Source organism: Pseudoalteromonas rubra, assembly GCF_001482385.1.
GTDB lineage: Bacteria > Pseudomonadota > Gammaproteobacteria > Enterobacterales > Alteromonadaceae > Pseudoalteromonas > Pseudoalteromonas ardens.
Genome location: NZ_CP013611.1, coordinates 685,108 through 704,048, shown reverse-complemented (window position 1 = coordinate 704,048; position 18,941 = coordinate 685,108). Strand labels below are relative to the sequence as shown.

General features: G+C 46.9%; 16 protein-coding genes. 10 read left to right on the top strand and 6 right to left on the bottom strand.

The window, feature by feature from the left end; all coding sequences use genetic code 11:
* Positions 1–48: 48 nt before the first annotated feature.
* The 4 genes from AT705_RS03125 to ald all read right to left on the bottom strand — a co-directional run bounded on the left by AT705_RS03125 (position 49) and on the right by ald (position 4,868).
* Positions 49–642 (bottom strand): PilZ domain-containing protein, encoded by a 594-nt coding sequence (locus AT705_RS03125; RefSeq protein ID WP_058795454.1) that lies wholly within the window; start codon positions 640–642, stop codon positions 49–51.
* Between the two features lie 85 nt (positions 643–727).
* Positions 728–2,602: a methyl-accepting chemotaxis protein gene (locus tag AT705_RS03120; protein WP_058795453.1), complete on the bottom strand. Its 1,875-nt coding sequence runs from the start codon at positions 2,600–2,602 to the stop codon at positions 728–730.
* 171 nt (positions 2,603–2,773) lie between these two features.
* Positions 2,774–3,610 carry an HDOD domain-containing protein gene (locus AT705_RS03115; RefSeq protein ID WP_058795452.1) on the bottom strand — a complete coding sequence of 279 codons (837 nt, stop codon included), beginning with the start codon at positions 3,608–3,610 and terminating at the stop codon, positions 2,774–2,776.
* A gap of 136 nt (positions 3,611–3,746) precedes the next feature.
* On the bottom strand, positions 3,747–4,868 hold the full coding sequence (gene ald, locus AT705_RS03110; RefSeq protein ID WP_058795451.1) for an alanine dehydrogenase: 1,122 nt from the start codon (positions 4,866–4,868) through the stop codon (positions 3,747–3,749).
* 138 nt (positions 4,869–5,006) lie between these two features.
* On the opposite strand from ald, the gene lrp reads away from it, so the two are divergent.
* The 7 genes from lrp to rmf all read left to right on the top strand — a co-directional run bounded on the left by lrp (position 5,007) and on the right by rmf (position 12,598).
* Positions 5,007–5,486 carry a leucine-responsive transcriptional regulator Lrp gene (gene lrp, locus AT705_RS03105; RefSeq protein ID WP_010384600.1) on the top strand — a complete coding sequence of 160 codons (480 nt, stop codon included), beginning with the start codon at positions 5,007–5,009 and terminating at the stop codon, positions 5,484–5,486.
* 68 nt (positions 5,487–5,554) lie between these two features.
* Positions 5,555–8,224, top strand: a complete 2,670-nt coding sequence (locus AT705_RS03100; RefSeq protein WP_058795450.1) for a DNA translocase FtsK 4TM domain-containing protein — start codon at positions 5,555–5,557, stop codon at positions 8,222–8,224.
* Positions 8,224–8,877, top strand: a complete 654-nt coding sequence (gene lolA / locus AT705_RS03095) for an outer membrane lipoprotein chaperone LolA (protein WP_058795449.1) — start codon at positions 8,224–8,226, stop codon at positions 8,875–8,877. The genes AT705_RS03100 and lolA overlap by 1 nt, the downstream gene beginning before the upstream one ends.
* A complete protein-coding gene (locus tag AT705_RS03090; protein WP_058795448.1) occupies positions 8,870–10,222 on the top strand; it encodes a replication-associated recombination protein A in 1,353 nt (450 codons plus the stop codon). Before lolA ends, AT705_RS03090 begins: the two co-directional genes overlap by 8 nt.
* Positions 10,222–10,608 (top strand): fluoride efflux transporter CrcB, encoded by a 387-nt coding sequence (crcB, locus tag AT705_RS03085; RefSeq protein ID WP_417711866.1) that lies wholly within the window; start codon positions 10,222–10,224, stop codon positions 10,606–10,608. Before AT705_RS03090 ends, crcB begins: the two co-directional genes overlap by 1 nt.
* Positions 10,609–10,619: 11 nt before the next feature.
* Positions 10,620–11,909, top strand: coding sequence for a serine--tRNA ligase (gene serS, locus AT705_RS03080; RefSeq protein WP_010384605.1), 1,290 nt, complete (start codon positions 10,620–10,622; stop codon positions 11,907–11,909).
* Positions 11,910–12,427: 518 nt separating this feature from the next.
* Complete coding sequence (gene rmf / locus AT705_RS03075) at positions 12,428–12,598, top strand: ribosome modulation factor (RefSeq protein ID WP_049864454.1); 171 nt, start codon at positions 12,428–12,430, stop codon at positions 12,596–12,598.
* Between the two features lie 472 nt (positions 12,599–13,070).
* On the opposite strand, the gene AT705_RS03070 is transcribed toward rmf, so the two are convergent.
* Together AT705_RS03070 and AT705_RS03065 are read right to left on the bottom strand one after the other, a co-directional pair.
* The gene (locus AT705_RS03070; RefSeq protein WP_058795447.1) at positions 13,071–14,237 is read right to left on the bottom strand and encodes a putative manganese transporter; all 1,167 of its coding nucleotides are present in this window, start codon (positions 14,235–14,237) and stop codon (positions 13,071–13,073) included.
* 72 nt (positions 14,238–14,309) lie between these two features.
* Positions 14,310–15,941: a M28 family metallopeptidase gene (locus AT705_RS03065; RefSeq protein ID WP_058795446.1), complete on the bottom strand. Its 1,632-nt coding sequence runs from the start codon at positions 15,939–15,941 to the stop codon at positions 14,310–14,312.
* 140 nt (positions 15,942–16,081) lie between these two features.
* On the opposite strand from AT705_RS03065, the gene AT705_RS03060 reads away from it, so the two are divergent.
* The 3 genes from AT705_RS03060 to AT705_RS03050 are packed head-to-tail and all read left to right on the top strand — an operon-like array spanning position 16,082 to position 18,928.
* Positions 16,082–16,945: a DUF3025 domain-containing protein gene (locus tag AT705_RS03060; protein ID WP_420492110.1), complete on the top strand. Its 864-nt coding sequence runs from the start codon at positions 16,082–16,084 to the stop codon at positions 16,943–16,945.
* The gene (locus tag AT705_RS03055; protein WP_058795445.1) at positions 16,942–17,727 is read left to right on the top strand and encodes an ATP-binding cassette domain-containing protein; all 786 of its coding nucleotides are present in this window, start codon (positions 16,942–16,944) and stop codon (positions 17,725–17,727) included. Before AT705_RS03060 ends, AT705_RS03055 begins: the two co-directional genes overlap by 4 nt.
* The gene (locus tag AT705_RS03050; protein ID WP_058795444.1) at positions 17,720–18,928 is read left to right on the top strand and encodes an ABC transporter permease; all 1,209 of its coding nucleotides are present in this window, start codon (positions 17,720–17,722) and stop codon (positions 18,926–18,928) included. Before AT705_RS03055 ends, AT705_RS03050 begins: the two co-directional genes overlap by 8 nt.
* Positions 18,929–18,941 lie beyond the last annotated feature (13 nt).

Below are 18,941 nucleotides of genomic sequence, written 5' to 3'. Positions count from 1 at the left end.
ATCAATCAAAAATAGTAGACGACTAGTTTAGCACTGACAGCTTAGCTGTCAGCTATTTTGTTCATTTTCGTCAGGTGACTGACGCTTTTTTAGCTGCCGGGTTTGGGCATGCAAGCTGGCGCGAACCAACAGTTCCTGATCGTTATCGCGAATTTGAGTGAAGGCCAGGGTATAACGAAAGCCCGAATCAAGCGCTTCTTTGTCAATCACCCGGGCATAACAAAATATGGCGCTGGCTTCATGTTGTAAGAATACTTTGGTTCTGAAATTCTGGCCAAGGTCGTAGTCTTGTTCTAGTGTGGCTATGATGCCACCACCACCATAACTGTCACATCTGAGTAGTTCATCTTCAGGTTGTTCCGTGGCCAGAATATGACTCATGATCAGGTCGATTTTACGTGACTGTGCTTGCAGATACGCAGCCAGATCGCTGGCGACATCACCCAGGTTTCGCAGTGGTCTAAGCGCGTTTAGGTCCAGTTCATTAATTTCGTTTGCGAGTCTGAACAGAGGCGGAATGGCAGCTTCTAGTTGAGCCTGACTTTTGGGCACCATGTTGGCGTCAACAGGGTACAGGTTAATCTGGTTAGATTCGGCAATCTGAAAATATTGCTCGAAAGTGTCTTTAAGGTCGCTATGCATGTGCCGAATTGCTACTTATACTGTCTTTATATCCATATACTAGCGAGTTTTAACCTCACTCGCTAGTGTTACATCAGTGGCAAGTTTACACTCTGAACTGTTCTAACATATTTTCCTGCTTAGCAATTTTTTCTACCTGAGACTGCATTGTGTGATCAACTGCTTTGGCTTCATCAAACACAGTGTCAGACAGGTTACGGATTTGAGAAGCATTGTTATTGACTTCTTCTACTACGTGTTTCTGCTCGCTGATCATATTAGCGATACTGACATTTAAATCGACAATGCTGGCAATAGACTGACGAATAGCGTCCAGTGCTTCCCGGGTGTCATTGGCTTTGCTGACCGATTTTTCAACTATGGTCTGACTTTGGTTCATAACACCAACCGCACTTTGAGCACCGCTTTGCAGCTGATCTATCATGGCTTTGATTTCGGTTGTTGCTTCTTGTGTGCGTTGTGCCAGGGTTCTTACTTCGTCGGCAACCACCGCAAAACCACGACCAGATTCGCCAGCCCGTGCGGCTTCAATTGCAGCGTTGAGCGCTAACAAGTTGGTTTGCTCGGCAATCCCATTGATGACGGATAATATCTGCTCTATGCCTGAAGACGATACTTCGAGTTCAGCGACAACATCCACAGCGCGTTTGATTTGTGCCGATAAATCCGTAATGGCGTCGGTTGATTCTGCCACTATGGTTTCTCCGTTGCTGGCGAGGTTGTCGGTGTTTTGAATAGCGTCGGCTGCCTGTTGTGCTGTGTTTGCAACTTGTTGTTCTGTGCTTGACATGTTCGCTGTGGCAGTCGTTAAAGTATTGAGTGCGTTAAGCTGCTGCTCTATGGCCATGGTGGCCTGATTGGCCCCTGTCGAAGTTTGTCGGGCATCTTCCAATACCTCGTGTCCAAGCTGCTGAATATCGGCAATGAGCGTTTGCAGCCGGGAAGTAAAGCGGTTGAAGTTTTCAGCCAGTGATGCAAACTCGGGCTCGTTAGAGGCCTCAAGGCGAACTGTCAAATCAGCGTGCCCCTGGGCAATGTTAGCCATCGCAACATTGATGTCTTCAAGGGGCTTAAGAAGCAAGTTAATAACCAAGGATAATACAACAATGGCTGCAATTACCGCGATGAGTGAGAACAAAGTGGCATCCTGAGCCATCGTATTGACAGCAGCAAATACCTTGTCTTTTTCGAGTGCGACACCCACATACCAGTCCAAACCTTCGACGTCCTTAAAGGTGATCAAATAGGTGCGGTTATTCATACTGATTTCTTGCACTGTTTGAGACACCTGGGTCCGACCTAAAAATTTACTTGCTTGCTGGCCATTTAACTTGGTATCCGGGTGCGAAATAATGGTGCCATCTTTACTCACCATAAACGCAAAGCCGGAGTCAAATAGTTCAAAAGAATTGATCATATTACCGAGTTTGGCGAGACTGACATCAAAGAAGATAGCGCCATGGAAGCGGCTGCCTTTTTTAACGGGTGTGCCGACAGATACCACAATTTCTTTACTCACTGAATCGGCATAAGGTGCAGTCACAATCAGTTGATTAGCCTGTTTAGCACCGGCAAACCATGGACGCACTCGAGGATCCCAGGTTGGTCCTGGATCCCACCCTGGATCGCTTGCAACATAGTTTCCGGTAGCATCTTCACCATAGCCAATCAACAGAAATGTTTCTTTTAATTTTGGTTGCGAGATCAAGGGCAGGGCTTGTTTAAGTGAATCGCTTTGTTCCACCAGCCCGGTGGTCAGTACCGCCAAATTAATGGCACCTTGCATCTGCGAGGTCACAGTGTTACTGATCCCCTGAATGATTTCTCCTACACTATCATTGACTTGTTGTTGTAAATTATCTTTCAGTAAAAAATACTGTTTAAGTGATAGTAATAACAGGGCCAGAAAGAGCACTGAGGCTGAAACGGCTATTACCTTAAATTTGAACTTCACAGGCATATCTCCTAACTGCTTCCCTTTATAAAGGTAAATCATTGAGGGAAACTTTCAATTATTTAGGCATTTAAATGCAGTTTTTATTAGTTTTGAGCGGATCCGCAACAGATCTGCTGTGGTTAATTATCTTGGCCTATCGTGTGCCTATTTGTAGGTGCTGGCTGTGGATTATCTCTACTCTGATGATTCACCCCACAACTCGTCGAGCTCTTCGTCAGAAATATCCAGATAATCCATGACATCGTCTTTGATCACTTGCCACTCCGGATTCTGTTCACTTACTGGGGTTGTTGCTAAATAGGATTTATGGCGGGCGATTTTTAAAATAGACAGCAGGTCATTACCAATGCTATCCAACTCCCCGGACGTGAGTATACCGTCTACGTCATGTTGGTAGTAAATAACGTTAATCACGATTTTTGGCAGGCGCCACTGTTGAGCGAGCAACGCACCTATGGTGCCATGGCTGGTGTGATACTGGGCAAACTCAAATTGACTGGCTTCGGTCCAGCCGTCTGTCTGTGCTTTATCCAGCACGTTCTGATAGTCATCAAAGTGCTGGCATAAAATGGGGATCCCAACACCATGGAATAAACCAAGCATGTACGCGTGATTTGCCAGTGCAGGCCGGTTAAGGCGGTTACAAATGGCAGAAGCATGTTGACCAATATCGGATTGCGTTTCCCAGAAATCACTTAGTGCAGCAGGTAAATCAACCGAGGACTTTAAAGCCACAGCTTTAACTAACGGAATGAGCCGCTTTAAACCCAGGACCATGACAGCTTGTTCAATGGAGTCAATTTCGCGGCTGCGACGAAAGGCGGCTGAATTCACCACCTGTAAAATAGCAGCACTGATCGCCACATCGCTTTGTAATATATCTGAAATTTTGGTGATGTTGGGTTCCTGGAGCTTAGCTTCTTCTGAAAACTGCAACAGTGCTTGTGGTCTTGGAGGAATATTGACCGTTTTTAAAATGAGTTTTTCTTGCTGGGTGAGAGATATGGCCATGTAACGCTACCTTTACTACCTGACTATTATAAAAAGATAGACAATAAAAAGCGGTACAGGCAACTCTCTTCGCACCTGGAGTAAAAAAAGCAAAAAGCCCCGCATAAGCGAGGCTTTGTAAACACCAAGTGTTTAATTATGCGTTGGCAAGCGCTGCACGTGCTTCAACGTATTCCATATTAAAGCCTTCAGCGACTTCTTTACATGTGATCTGACCCTTAATAACGTTCAGACCATTCAGGAAGTGCTCGTCAGACAATAGCGCCTCTTTGTAGCCCTGGTTTGCAAGCTTGATGATGTAAGGCAGTGTTGCGTTGTTCAAAGCAAACGTAGAAGTGCGTGGTACTGCGCCTGGCATGTTTGCTACACAATAGTGAACAACATCGTCAACGATGTAAGTTGGTTCTGCGTGTGTTGTTGCTTTAGAAGTTGCGATACAACCACCCTGGTCGATAGCAACGTCAACGATTGCTGCACCAGGCTTCATTGCTTTGATGTGCTCAGCTGTAACTAATTTAGGAGCAGCTGCGCCTGGAATTAGAACACCACCGATCACTAGGTCGGCTTCAACAACGTGCTTCTCTAGCGCATCAACTGTTGAGTAGATAACTTTAGCCTGGCTGCCAAACTGTGCGTTTAGGCTACGCAGAACGTCGATGTTACGATCAAGGATTGTTACGTCAGCACCCATACCAACAGCCATTTGTGCTGCGTTACGGCCAACCATACCACCACCGATCACAACAACTTTCGCTGGTTCAACACCTGGTACGCCACCTAATAGCATGCCGCGACCCAGGTTTGACTTTTCAAGTGCCTGCGCACCTGCCTGGATTGACATACGACCAGCAACTTCTGACATAGGTGCTAATAATGGTAAACCACCACGGTTGTCAGTAACCGTTTCGTATGCGATACAGATTGCGCCGCTCTTAACCAGATCTTCTGTCTGAGGCAAATCAGGTGCAAGGTGCAAGTAAGTGAATAGAATTTGGTCTTCACGTAGCATTGCGCGCTCAACAGCCTGTGGCTCTTTTACTTTAACGATCATGTCAGCTTGCTCGAAAACCTGTGCCGCTGTGTCACGGATTTCTGCACCAACCTGAACATAATCTTCGTCAGTGAAACCAATGCCGATACCTGCATTTGTTTCAACTATTACCTGGTGGCCGTGATTAATCAGTTCACGAACACTCGCTGGAACCATACCAACACGGTACTCGTGGTTTTTTATCTCTTTAGGTACACCAATAATCATAACAATTCGCCTCAATTAAGAACGGGGTAAAATTTTCGACCATTATAGATATGGTTTGCTAGTATGTCCTACCTTTTTTAGTATAATGATTAGTTGATAATACTGTATTAAGTAAATATTCAGGATATAAAACTTATCATGCATACTCAGTTAGACAGAACCGATAGAAAGATTTTAGTTGAACTGCAAAAAGACGGACGAATTTCTAATGTAGAATTAGCCAGACGAATAGGGCTGAGCGCTACGCCTTGTCTGGAGCGGGTAAAAAAACTTGAACGCGAAGGCTATATAAAAGGATATAAGGCCGTTGTTGACCCGGTGAAACTGGGTCAGGGCTTGTTGGTATTCGTTGAGGTCACCGTCAATAAAAATTCGCCTGATGTATTCGATCAGTTTAATCAGGCTGTAAAGCAACATGATGAAATTATCGAATGTCACCTTGTGTCAGGTAACTTTGACTACCTGTTAAAAACCCGGGTAACGGATATGTCTGAGTATCGCGGCGTTTTAGGTGAGATACTTTTAAAATTACCCAGCATTAGTGAAAGTCGTACCTATGTTGTAATGGAAGAAGTAAAAGGGGAGCAAGGCGAAGTGATAAAACCTTGTGCACCCTAGGGAAATTCTTGCTAAGGTGTGCAAAAAGTCATGTTAGAATTAACGAAACAGTATTTAGGTATTACATAATGCGCTTAAATGGTATTCAGCGCCTGCTGGAGACTGGCCTGATCGTCAGCACCGCGGCAGCGATATTTACGCTGTGCGCACTTATCAGTTTTGACCCGGCAGACCCAGCCTGGACGCAAACAGGCGAGTTTATCAAGGTAAACAATATCACAGGTGCAGCTGGTGCCTGGGTTGCTGATATTTTATTACTCAGTTTTGGCTGGCTGGCATTTTTAGTGCCGGCAGTCATTCAGTTGTTTGGCTATCTGTTGTTCAAAAAACCACACAAACTACTGCAGCTAGACTACACAACTTTGGGACTGAGACTGATAGGCGGAACTTTGTTTATCACATCAGCTAGCGCCATCAGCAGCATCAATTTTGACGATATTTATAGCTTTTCTTCCGGTGGGGTAGTGGGGGATGTGGTCGCCAGTGCCATGATGCCTGCATTTAACTTTACAGGAACCACAATCTTATTATTATGCTTTTTCTTTGCGGGCCTGACACTGTTGACAGGGGTATCCTGGGTTGAATTTGTCGACTATATTGGCGAGAAAGTAGTTGCATTCTGTAAATGGTGTTTCGCCAAAATAAAACATCGTAGCGAACCCAAGGCAGCTGTCACACTAAATGATGGTAATGAAGATAGCAAAGACGCTGATCTGCTGAACGATGCTGCGCCGGTCGAAAGTACAGAGCACAATCAAGCAGCTGCGCAAGTTGAAGTCGAACCCATTGAGCATATCATTGAAGATGGGGTTGAGGCCACAACGTCTGATACGGTCGAGCATGTTTCGGATGCCCTACAACAGTCCAACAAGAGTAAGCCCCAAAAGCTGAAAGATAAGTTGTTTGGCGCAAAACCTGCGTCTTTGCCTGAGCCTGAGATACGTCACTCTGAGGCAAGCGATTTAGCGCTGGCTAATGACGATGACATCGCCGTAGCACCCAGTGTGTTCGATGAACTGGATGACATTCTTGAGCAGGAAATCAATTTCTCTGCGGTCGACGATGAAGCGTTTGATACGGTAGCGGCGCTGAATGCACTGGACGATACACCTGCGCCCGTTGAAACCAAAGTGGTATCACCCGCACGGCCATTAAAACCTAAAGAAAAGCCTACATCGGGTTATCAGCCACCACCAAGCGCCAAAGAGCAATTTGAAGCTTTATTGGAAGCTGAACCTCCGAAAGATCCTTTGCCGTCACTCGATTTGTTAGACAGACCAGATAAAGCGAAAAACCCGATCTCCGAAGAAGAGCTCGAAGCAGTATCTCGTCTAGTTGAGTCAAAACTATTGGATTTCAATATTCAGGCTAAGGTTATGGGGGTTTATCCGGGCCCGGTTGTTACGCGCTTTGAGCTGGATCTGGCGCCAGGGATTAAAGTCGCTAAGATCACAGGCCTTGCAAAAGATTTGGCGCGTTCTCTGTCAGCTGTTAGTGTGCGTGTGGTTGAAGTTATTCCGGGCAAGACTTTTGTGGGTCTGGAACTACCAAATAAAAATCGAGAAATCGTGCGTTTATCAGAGGTGATAAACGCCCCTAAGTTTGAGCAGAATGCTTCGCCACTGACGATGGTACTGGGCAAAGACATTGCCGGGCAGCCGGTGGTGGCCGATTTGGCCAAAATGCCTCACTTACTTGTCGCCGGTACAACTGGATCAGGTAAGTCAGTCGGCGTTAATGTTATGATCTTAAGCTTGTTGTACAAATCGCCACCTGAAGACGTACGCATGATTATGATTGACCCTAAAATGCTTGAATTATCGGTGTATGAGGGCATTCCGCATTTATTGTGTGAAGTGGTCACGGACATGAAAGAAGCAGCCAATGCGTTGCGTTGGTGTGTGGGCGAAATGGAACGTCGTTACAAGCTGATGTCAGCGCTTGGCGTACGAAATCTGAAGGGCTACAACCAGAAGATCCTGGATGCAAAAGAAGCCGGCTATCCAATTCTGGATCCCTTGTTCAAAGACACGGACGGCATGGCAGACGAACCCGAAGAGCTGGATAAGCTGCCGAGTATTGTTGTTGTGATCGATGAATTTGCCGACATGATGATGATTGTGGGCAAAAAAGTGGAAGAGTTAATTGCCCGTATCGCGCAAAAAGCGCGTGCAGCAGGGATCCACCTTGTGCTAGCGACGCAGCGCCCTTCGGTGGATGTGATTACTGGCCTGATCAAGGCCAATATTCCAACCCGAATGGCGTTCCAGGTATCGAGTAAAATCGACTCGCGTACCATACTGGACCAACAAGGTGCTGAAAACCTGTTGGGTATGGGTGACATGTTGTATCTACCACCAGGCACCAGTGTACCGATACGTGTTCATGGCGCATTTGTTGATGATCATGAGGTGCATGCGGTCGTCAGTGACTGGAAAGTCCGTGGTAAACCCAACTATATCGATGACATATTGTGTGGTGAAGCCACAGAAGATATTTTACTGCCAGGTGAGGCAAGTGAGGGGGAAGACGAGGAGTCAGATCCACTCTACGATGAAGCTGTGGCGTTTGTCATTGAAACTGGTAAGGTTTCTGTGTCTAGCGTTCAGCGTAAGTTACGCGTAGGTTATAACCGCGCGGCTCGCCTGGTTGAACAAATGGAAATGTCCGGCGTCGTGAGTGCGCCAGGGCACAATGGTGCCAGAGAAGTACTGGTGCCTAAAGGTGGAGCGAATTAATGAAGTTACAACCACTTATTCTGGCTTTATGTATAGTCGGGGCTAATCCGGCAGTATATGCAACACAAGCGAATGAAGCGCAAACAGAGAGTGTTGCTGCACAGTCTTTGAAAGATAAGTTAAAAGCACTGGAGAGCTTCCGGGCCGAGTTTGAGCAAAGTGTGATTGATCAGGACGGACACCTTATCCAATCCGGTAAGGGTGAAATAGTACTGCAATATCCCGCTAAAATACGCTGGCAACAGAATGAGCCCGATGAAACTTTGCTGGTTTCAGATGGGCTTCGTACGGTTTATTTTGACAGCTTTGCTGAGCAAGCAACTATCCTTAATACACTTGGTCTGATAGATACAACGCCATTTGTGTTGCTGACGACACAAGACCCAAAGCAATGGCAGAAGTATCAGGTGTCAGAAATTTCTGGCGGCTATCGTATCGAGCCTATTCAATCCGGTGCTCAGGTGGAGCGGTTGGATGTTTTGTTTGCTGACAGCGGTCTGAAAATTGGCCAGTTGAACGTCACAGATTCTTCAGGTCAGATTTCCAGCTTTAAGTTCAGCGATGCGCAGATAAATGGTCCGGTGGATGCCGACCAATTTAAGTTTGTGATCCCTGAAGGGGTGGTCGTCGACGACCAGACACAAAGTGACTAACCTGGGTTTTGATTTTGCGCCCGATGTCAGGCCTTTGGCGGCGAGAATGCGCCCGTCCAACTTAGATGGCTATATTGGTCAAAGTCATATTCTTGGTGCTGACAGTCCGTTGCGTCGGGCCATTGCTCAGGGGCGTTGCCATAGCTTGATTTTGTGGGGGCCTCCCGGCGTGGGTAAAACCACGCTTGCTGAGATCATCGCACACCATGCCAATGCACAACTGTGCAAATTATCTGCGGTTACAGCAGGTGTGAAGGAGATCCGTGAGCAAGTGCTCGATGCGAAGAATCGTCTGAGTCAAAGTAGCACTCGCACGATTTTGTTTGTCGATGAAGTTCATCGATTCAATAAGTCACAGCAGGATGCCTTCTTGCCACATATCGAGGACGGCACTTTTATCTTTATCGGCGCGACCACTGAGAACCCTTCATTTGCCCTGAACAATGCGATTTTATCCCGTGCGCGCGTTTATACGCTAAAGCCGCTTAGCCTTGACGAGCTTACTCAGGTATTGCGTCAGGCACTGGCGCAGGACAGCGAGCTTGGAAGCCTGCAAATTACACTGGATGATGCCGTGATAGATGCATTGTCTCGTGCTGCGGATGGCGATGCCAGAAAAGCGCTCAATCTGCTTGAGCAAGCCACTGATCTGGGTGCCAATGGTGAAGGGCAAGTGTTAATCGATGAAGCAGTGCTAAAACAAGTCTTACCGTCGCACCTTGCGAAATACGATAAGGGTGGCGATATTTATTACGACCTGATCTCGGCATTTCATAAATCTGTGCGGGGCAGCGACCCGGATGCCGCGTTGTACTGGTATTGTCGGATCCTTGCCGGTGGTGGCGATCCACTCTATGTAGCCAGACGGTTACTGGCAATTGCGACCGAAGACATAGGCAATGCCGATCCTCGTGCCATGCAAGTGGCGTTGAATGCCTGGGATATTTATCACCGGGTTGGCCCCAGCGAAGGAGAGCGGGCCATAGCGCAGGCAACGATTTATCTGGCCAGTTCGGCTAAAAGTAATGCCGTCTACATGGCGTTCAATCAGGCTAAGCAGGATGCCGCCAGCGATCCTGACTTCCCGGTGCCAGAGCACCTGCGTAATGCACCCACCAAGCTGATGAAAGAACTCGGCTTTGGTGAGGAGTATCGATATGCACACAATGAACCGGGGGCGTTTGCCGCCGGTGAATGTTACTTTCCAGCGGAGATACAGCAGCGTCGCTACTATGAGCCCTGTGACAGAGGGTTAGAAAAACAAATTTCCGAAAAACTCCGTTACTTGCGTTCTTTGAATGAACAAAGTGTTCAGAAACGCTATCAAGACGAAGATAATCACTGATGGATTTGATTAAAACTTACCTGATGATTGCAACCGGTGGCGCATTTGGCGCCTGCCTGCGCTTTTTTATTAGTGATATCACCTTAAAACTCTTGGGTAAGGGATTCCCTTTTGGTACGTTGACCGTTAATATTCTGGGTTCACTGTTGATGGGCATTCTCTACGGATTAATTGATAAGCAGATCATTGAAGTATCTCCGGCTAAAAGTTTGGTCGGGATTGGCTTCTTGGGTGCTTTAACGACATTTTCTACCTTTTCTATGGATTCTTTGCTGTTACTTCAGCAAGGCCAGATAATGAAAATGGTACTGAATATAGTGTTGAATGTCGTGATGTGTATTTTCATGGCCTGGATAGGCCTGTGCTTAGTCATGCAAAAAGGTTAAAAGAATAAACTATGTTAGATGCAAAGTATTTACGTCAGGACATTGAGGAAGCAGCAGAGCGTTTGAAGAAGCGTGGCTTTGAGCTCGATGTGGCTGCTATTAACGCGCTGGAAGAAAAACGAAAAACACTTCAGACCAAAACGCAGGAACTGCAAAGTGAGCGTAACAGCCGTTCCAAAGCGATAGGCCAGGCCAAAGCAAAAGGTGAAGACGTTCAGCCATTACTGGATGCCGTTGCTGATCTGGGTGACCAGCTAAGTGCCGCAAAAACAGAGCAGGATGAAGTATTGGCTCAGCTGCAAGATATTGCTGCCACCTTACCTAACTTACCTGCTGAAGATGTACCTGTTGGCGCTGATGAAAGCGAAAACGTTGAGGTGAGCAAATGGGGCGAGCCAAAAGCGTTTGACTTTGAAGTTAAAGATCACGTTGACCTGGGTGAAGCGTTGGGCAAGGGCCTGGATTTTGAAACGGGCGTTAAGCTCAGCGGCTCTCGCTTTACAGTAATGCGTGGTGGTATTGCTCGTCTTAACCGTGCATTGTCGCAATTTATGCTGGATACGCATACAGACCAAAACGGCTATACCGAAATGTGTGTGCCTTACTTGGTCAACAAAGCAAGCTTGTACGGCACGGGACAGTTGCCTAAGTTTGCTGAAGATTTGTTTCATACGGAAGCGTTAAGCGAAGATCAGGACGGTTACAGCCTGATCCCTACTGCTGAAGTACCTCTGACCAACTGCGCGCGCGACGAGATTTTCGACGAAAAAGAGTTACCAGTTCGCATGACTGCGTATACGCCATGTTTCAGAAGTGAAGCGGGCAGTTATGGTCGTGACACACGTGGTCTTATCCGTCAGCATCAGTTCGATAAAGTAGAATTAGTACAGCTGGTTAAGCCTGAAGACTCAATGGCTGCGCTGGAAGAGCTGACAGGCCATGCAGAAGGCATTTTGCAGGCACTGGAGCTGCCTTATCGTAAAGTCGTCTTGTGCACCGGCGACATGGGCTTTGGTGCGGCAAAAACTTATGACCTTGAAGTTTGGTTGCCTGCGCAAAACACTTACCGTGAAATTTCTTCTTGTTCAAACATGCAGGACTTCCAGGCGCGCCGCATGCAAGCGCGTTTCCGCCGTGCAGGTGAGAAAAAGCCTGAGTTGCTGCATACACTAAATGGTTCAGGTTTGGCGATTGGCCGTACTTTGGTCGCAATATTGGAAAACTATCAACAAGCAGATGGCTCTATTGTCGTACCAACTGTATTGAGGCCATACATGGGTGGTCTTGAGAAAATCCAGTAAAGCGCTTAACGTGTTGATCTAAGGCCGCATTCTAGCGGTCTTTTTTATTACAAATTAATGAATGTTTTTTTACGTCAATTTATTAATGAATAATCTAATATTTTACCTTGGTCAGATTGTTTTTTAATTTGCTTTCTCGTTTGCTGCATTAATTTTCCCTTTCCCCATGTTTGTTACTTGCTAGTCATCGTTCGCTTGTTGCATGTGAAAACGATATATGATTTATTGTTTTTGAAGGTTTGGCCAATCCTGAATTAGTCGACGTGTGTCTGGCGAAAAAGCGCGTTCACAGTCGGCCGTTGTTTAACCATATGCAATAGTAAAAATGTTAGTAGTTAGATGAAATTCGAGCTATCGGCTGCTAGGCAGCCTGCGGCGAAGCACTGAATCAAAGCGTACAGAGGACCCTGTCGTGTTTCGTACGGATTGATATTTACGAATTTATTAACTATTTATTAAATGTGGATGTCGTTAAGACGAAAGCAACTCGAAAAATATGAAAGGTGAGGAATTTACCTATGAAGAGACAGAAAAGAGACCGTTTAGAAAGAGCACATGCCCAGGGATTCAAAGCAGGTTTAGCGGGTCGGTCCAAAGATTTATGTCCATATCAGCAAATAGAGCACAGATCAGAATGGTTGGGGGGTTGGCGAGAAGCCATTGATAACCGCAACATGTACAAAACCTAAATTCCTATAAATATCTAATGACTAAGCAAGGTCGAAAGCCCCTCCGATGGGGCTTTGTTTTTTTGTAGTTAAGACCTTCTACTAACCTCTTCTTGTATCGTTGCACCTTATTGACCTCAAAATAGCGTGTTTAGACTAGGTATTACTCTGCGTTAATTTCATAACGCTCTTTACCGCTGTTAACAGGGCAAAGTGTCTACAATACACCTGTGATCTGAAGCCATGATAGCCAAAACTAGGGTAAATTTGCGTGTAAGTTATAAGGCAGTTCATTACCATGATTGTGGAGTCGTCTAGAGAGCAATGAACCGAAGTGTTGGAGTAGGGGTAAAGGCTATATGCATTGAATGCCAACCCAGCGGCGCTGAGATTGCATTAAGTCAAGGCAAAGGACAGGGATCTTTGGGAGCATACGTTCGACAAGGCACCACAGGGTGCCGTCTATCAAATCTAATGGGCAAGGCGCGAGTAATTACAAGCTGGCAAAGTAATATAGCCCATAACCCACAAAAAGTGCCGGTATGGCTGAGTAGAGTGTGGCCATGACCGCAGCACTGGGGGCGAGTGCCATAGCCGGGAATAATGCGTCTCCATCGTTCGCCACAGCATTGGCCGCCAGCGCACTAAAGGGTAAAACTCCCTGAATATATAAACTGGTTACCACTATCTGAGGACCACAGCCTGGTAACATGCCTATGGCAATCGCGATAAGTGGGGCGAAAACGGCGTATTGAGAAAACCAGGCGGCCAAATCTAAGCCAAAGAGAGCGACAGACAGCTCATAGAGCATAAAGCTGGCGACTACCCAGGCTGTGACAAAGTGCGTATCGTGGATCACCTTGGCAAGCTTAGAAGGGGGATCTTGTTCATCGTCCTCGGCGGTGACTTCCCGATAGCTTTGGCCTTTAGAAGACAATGCCCAGATAGTGAGTGCGAACAGGGCAAGTACTGCACCTGCCAGTTCAACTGGCTGTGTTAGTATGCCTAAATCCGTGTTAAATGCGATAAGTAAAGCTATCACAAGGCAGGGCACAAGTGCCCAGCGCCATACAGGTTCACTGAAACGGATAGCACTTGACGGCGCTTTACATTCAATCATGTTTTTATTCTGAGAATCCGGCTGGCAAAACCCGGGTTTGTGTAGCAGATTAACGACCAAACCACTGATTATCCCTACACCAATACCCAGAGTGATGATTGTAAGTCCCTCAATTGGTTTTTTAGCCAGAAGCAAAAAAGCCGCATCTCCCATGGTTGCTGTCAGCACGGCGACCACTGAAGCAAAGCTTGCCTGGCCTTTTGTGAACTGAGTAACCACTATAATGGCACCACCGCAGCCTGGCAGAGCACCCAATACTGCGGCCATAGAAATTTCCAGTGCCGGGGATTTTGCTTTGAGGTAGCTGAGTTCTAGTTGTGGCAGTCGGTCGACCAGAAAGTAATAAATTGCGAGTGTGCCGGCAACAAATACGCTTACCTGAAAAAACGCATCGGCAAGCGTTCCGATAGTCAGTTCACGTAATGGCTCAAAAAGAATCGCCAGGCAGATCAACAAAGGAAGCAGTAATCGCTTGTTGGCTATAAAGGAGGAGAGTGCTGATTTACCTCTGGTTGTGACAGAGTAAGATTGTGAGAGCATAAAAAGTGCAACCGGTTAAAAACACAGTTGCACTTTAAAATGTTATCAAATGAAAATCAATATCATTTGTATTTATTTGTTGCGTTGGAACTCCGAGGTTGCTTTCCAGGTTGGCCACTCACTTTGTTGTGAAATGTCATAACCGACCTGGAAGAACAATTGGAGATCCTGTACAGCTCCGCTCAAATCCCACTCATCGCGGTAACGGTCACACGGTTGGTGATAACAACCACGTAAAACCAGACTCATGCGCTTACGGTATTGTGCCGTGGCTTCATCACGCGCTTCTGTACCACCACCAGCGTACATTGCCGGTACACCCATGTTAGCGAAGGCAAAGTGATCTGAACGGTAGTAGCCGCCAGCCGCCGGGCGCGGATCGCCAGAAACAACGCGGTCTTGCTCTTTAGCAGCCGTTTCCAGCATCTCATCTAGCGATGATTTGCCAATACCTACGACGCTGATGTCTTTCACTTTACCAAGTAGGTTCAGGCTGTCCATATTGATGTTAGCAACTGTTTTGTCGGCTGCAATCACAGGGTTCGCTGCATAGAACTTGGAGCCTAAAAGACCTTGTTCTTCCGCGGTAACCGCCAGGAAAGTAATAGAGCGGTCTGGTTTCACGGGGAGTTTGCTGAACGCTTCTGCCACTTCGATCATACCACCTGTACCGGTTGCATTATCGTGCGCGCCATTATAGATCTTATCGCCTTTACGGTTAGGATCAGTGCCTAAGTGGTCCCAGTGAGCAGAGTAGATGATGTGCTCATCACTGTGTTTTGCGCCAGGCAAAGTCGCGATGAAGTTATAAGACGTTGACGTACTGATCTTGCTTTTCACGGTTACAGAAGCGGTCAAATCACCCATATCGACGTGATACGCGCCAGCAGCGGCTTTTTCTTTCGCCTGTGCGAAGTCCAGGCCGGCTTTTGCAAACAACTCTTTGGCAACGTCACTTGTAACCCAGCCTTCTACCGCGACACGGTCCATATTGTTGTTTTCTTTTTGGAAGCCAAACTGAGGACCACTCCAGGAGTTTTCAACAACACTCCACGGGTAAGAGGCAGGTGCTGTTTCGTGAACGATAATCGCACCAGCGGCACCCTGACGGCTTGCCTCTTCATATTTGTAGGTCCAGCGTCCATAGTAGGTCATGGCTTCGCCGGTGAAAAGAGCTGGATCTTTGCGTGCAAAGCCCGGATCATTGACCAACATGACAACCGTTTTTCCGCGCACATCCAGGCCTTCATAATCATTCCAGTTATACTCGGGGGCATTCACACCATAGCCGACAAAGACCAGCTCAGAGTCTTTAATAGATTCCAGTTTACTGATGCGACCCGTGCCCATTACCATGTCTTTCTTGTATTCGTAGTCTTTTCCACCAATGCTCAGCGTCATCTTTGGATCGGCTTCAATTGAGACCAGAGGCACTTCCTGGAAGAAGCTGTCGCCATTGCCCGGCTGGAAGCCAAGGGCAGTGAAATGCTTTTTCAAGTAAGCCAGAGTCAGTTCTTCACCTTTTGTTGACGGTGCCCGACCGCCAAACTCATCAGAGGCCAGGGTTTTGATATGTCCGGCCAGTTGTTCTGCATTAATGCTGTTATAAGCGGCATTTACGTCGCCAGGCTGATTAGTTTGTGTTGCCATACAGCCAGCTAACACAGCAACAGAAAGTGCGCTTAGCGCTAGTTTTAGTTTCATAGTGTTATTATCTTCGCTTGTTGTTATACGCCGTTAGTATAACGTCATTTGTATTGATATTTCGACTTTTGGCGACAATTGACGGGTTTGTGCATTTACTGAACAGAGTCGACTGGGATAAGGGGGCGCGCTGAGGTAAAATGGCGGCTTTGAACTATGCCAGAGAAAGACAAAACGGCAATATGAATAAATTTACCGCGCCAGAACACTGGCATGCAGACCTGTTCAATCAGGCGCCATTTGAGCATTTAGAAGAGTTGTTTGCACTCAGTCATCATTCGGACTGGCCATCTTTCACTTGGCTGAATGAACAAAAAGACAGCACGCAAACCCGCAACATTGTGTTTACACCAAACAGTGAGCTGGAAAGCGAAACTTTGTACTACGAAGAGATCATTGCGCATACGCATCGTATTCCGACCCGTGAGAACAACTGGCACGACTTTTTTGGTGCCCTGATTTGGTGCCTGTTTCCACAAACTAAGTCTTTGCTCAACCGTTTGCATATGCAGGAAATCGCAGAGCACGGCCTGAAGCAACGCAGTAAAAAGCGCAATGCCCTGACGCTGTTTGACGAATGTGGTGTCGTGCTCGCGGTACCTGACCTGAGCTGGCAAAGTGCGTTAAGAGCGCATCAGTGGCAGGAGATTTTCTATGAATATGGTGCGATGTGGCATCATAATCTGTTGCCATTTACCTTTGGTCATGCGAATTATGAAATGCTGACCAAGCCCTTTATCGGTTTAACGGGTAAAGTGGTTTGTGTCGAAGTTGATGAAGCCTTTTATCATCTGCCTTTGCAACTTCAGTATCGCCATTTGGACCAGAAACTGGTTAATATGATAGAGCGTCAAGGGCTGTTGGATAATAACCAACAGATGTCGCCATTACCCTTGCTTGGGATCCCACAATGGTATCAGGGGCAACAGGATCTGGCTTTTTACAGTGATACCGACTACTTTCGCCCCAAACGGCAGCCGGTTAAGAAAAAGGATACTCAGTGATACAGGTTGAAGGTTTAAAAAAACGCTTCAAGCTCAGCAAGGAGCACAACAAAAATAAAACCAGTGGCGATCCTCGAGAACGCGATGGTTACTTTCATTCTGTCGAGTCTGTCTCGTTTCAATGTCAGCAGGCGGAGGTACTTGGGTTACTTGGACCCAATGGTGCCGGCAAAACCACCACCCTCAGAATGCTATCTACTGCGCTTACACCTGATAGTGGTGCAATCTTTGTCGGTGGACAGGATATCGTTAAAAAACCGCTTCACGGCCGGCGTAGTATTGGTTTTTTGTCTGGCACAACAGGTTTATATGGGCGACTGAGTGCGCAAGAAAATGTCGAGTACTTTGCCAGATTACACGGGCTTAAAGGCAAGCCATTGAAAGCTCGTTGTGAGTTGTTGTATGAGACACTCGATATGACCTCATTTCTTGATAAGCGAGCTGAGAGCCTGTCAACCGGAATGAAACAAAAAACCAATATCGCCAGAGCCGTGGTGCACGAACCCCAAGTGGTTGTTTTGGACGAGCCGACAACAGGCCTGGACATCATGACCAAGCAAACCGTGCTGACTTTTATCAGGCAGCTAAAAGAGCAGGGCACGCCGGTCATTTTTTCTACTCACCATCTGGATGAAGTGGATATGTTGTGCGATCGGGTGTGCGTGATTGATAAAGGAGTCAGTTGCTTTGACGGAGATCTGGCGACGTTTCGTGAGCAAGGGAATAGTCGGGAGCTTAACCAGGCGTTTTTAAACATTGTTCGGGAGGCACAAGATGTTTGAGGTCATGTTCAAGGAACTCAGAGAGCTGCTTAGGGACAGAAAAACCCTGTTCTTTGTGATTGCGTTGCCCATTGTAATCTTTCCTGTTTTATTCGCTTTTGTGGCTTTTTTAACGTCTAAGGCGGCGCTCGAAGCAGAGCAAAAAGTCCATACCTATTTTGTAGTCAACGAAGACTACGCACCTGCTTTTTCAGACACCTTGTTCTACCACCGCAGTTTTAAACGATACGAAGGAGAGGCTCAGCTTGACAGTGTCTCTGCATTACGTGATGCGGTCAGGCAGGGCATTATCGATGTGGGTATCTATATCCCGGCGGTGCCAGACAAACAGTTAGCTCAGGGCGAACAGAGCCGGTTTCAGGTGGTGTTTAATGATGCTCAGTCGATCAATTACATTTATAGCAGGATAAAAAAGGTTATTGATACCTATTCAGCCAAACTGACGGAGCAAGCGCTCAATGAGCTCGGTGTGGACACTGACAAGCAAGACGCGATGCTTCAGCCGGTGCTGATGGAAAAAGTGGACACCGCTGATCGGCGAGAAAATATAGGCGAGAAAATCGGTGCTTTTATCCCTTATATGCTGATCCCTTTGGTACTAATGGGAGCCAGTTACCCAGCTATTGACCTCGGGGCTGGTGAGAAAGAGCGGGGTACACTGGAAACTTTGTTGCTGACACCATTGACTCGTACTCAGTTGGTTTTGGGTAAGTTTCTCACTATACTGCTCAGTTCTATAGCCTGCGCACTGGTAACTGTGTCCAGTATGTCCATCTGGATTGGGTTAGCCAGCGGTTTTGGGGCGCTTGACCCTATCCTGAGTGCATTTGCGAGTGTGACCCAATGGGATTTTTTGCTCATTTTCGCGTTACTGTTGCCTGTAGCGATGATGTTGTCATCTTTAGTACTGGCGATATCGATATATGCGCGTAGCTTCAAAGAGGCGCAAAATTATATGGGGCCTTTGAGCATGTTGGTGTTTGTGCCCATAGTGGTGTCTGTTTTACCTAACATGACGTTAAATGCCAAAACTGCCTGGATCCCCATCACCAATGTGGCGCTGGCGATTAAAGAAATTGTCAAAGGAACGGTAGACTATCAGGCCGTGGGCATGATTTTCCTGGCTTCCATCCTGCTTGCAGCCGCGCTGTTGGCATGCTGTGTGCGCTGGTTTAGCCGCGAAGAGGTGTTATTCAGATGAAACAATAAACTAG

Coding starts and splice junctions, on each gene's coding strand:
- lrp (WP_010384600.1), top strand. CDS start 5,007: ATGCATACTCAGTTAGACAGAACCGATAGAAAGATTTTAGTTGAACTG.
- AT705_RS03060 (WP_420492110.1), top strand. CDS start 16,082: ATGGCGGCTTTGAACTATGCCAGAGAAAGACAAAACGGCAATATGAAT.
- AT705_RS03115 (WP_058795452.1), bottom strand. CDS start 3,610: ATGGCCATATCTCTCACCCAGCAAGAAAAACTCATTTTAAAAACGGTC.
- AT705_RS03125 (WP_058795454.1), bottom strand. CDS start 642: ATGCATAGCGACCTTAAAGACACTTTCGAGCAATATTTTCAGATTGCC.
- ald (WP_058795451.1), bottom strand. CDS start 4,868: ATGATTATTGGTGTACCTAAAGAGATAAAAAACCACGAGTACCGTGTT.
- AT705_RS03050 (WP_058795444.1), top strand. CDS start 17,720: ATGTTTGAGGTCATGTTCAAGGAACTCAGAGAGCTGCTTAGGGACAGA.
- rmf (WP_049864454.1), top strand. CDS start 12,428: ATGAAGAGACAGAAAAGAGACCGTTTAGAAAGAGCACATGCCCAGGGA.
- crcB (WP_417711866.1), top strand. CDS start 10,222: ATGGATTTGATTAAAACTTACCTGATGATTGCAACCGGTGGCGCATTT.
- AT705_RS03100 (WP_058795450.1), top strand. CDS start 5,555: ATGCGCTTAAATGGTATTCAGCGCCTGCTGGAGACTGGCCTGATCGTC.
- AT705_RS03065 (WP_058795446.1), bottom strand. CDS start 15,941: ATGAAACTAAAACTAGCGCTAAGCGCACTTTCTGTTGCTGTGTTAGCT.
- lolA (WP_058795449.1), top strand. CDS start 8,224: ATGAAGTTACAACCACTTATTCTGGCTTTATGTATAGTCGGGGCTAAT.
- serS (WP_010384605.1), top strand. CDS start 10,620: ATGTTAGATGCAAAGTATTTACGTCAGGACATTGAGGAAGCAGCAGAG.
- AT705_RS03120 (WP_058795453.1), bottom strand. CDS start 2,602: ATGCCTGTGAAGTTCAAATTTAAGGTAATAGCCGTTTCAGCCTCAGTG.
- AT705_RS03070 (WP_058795447.1), bottom strand. CDS start 14,237: ATGCTCTCACAATCTTACTCTGTCACAACCAGAGGTAAATCAGCACTC.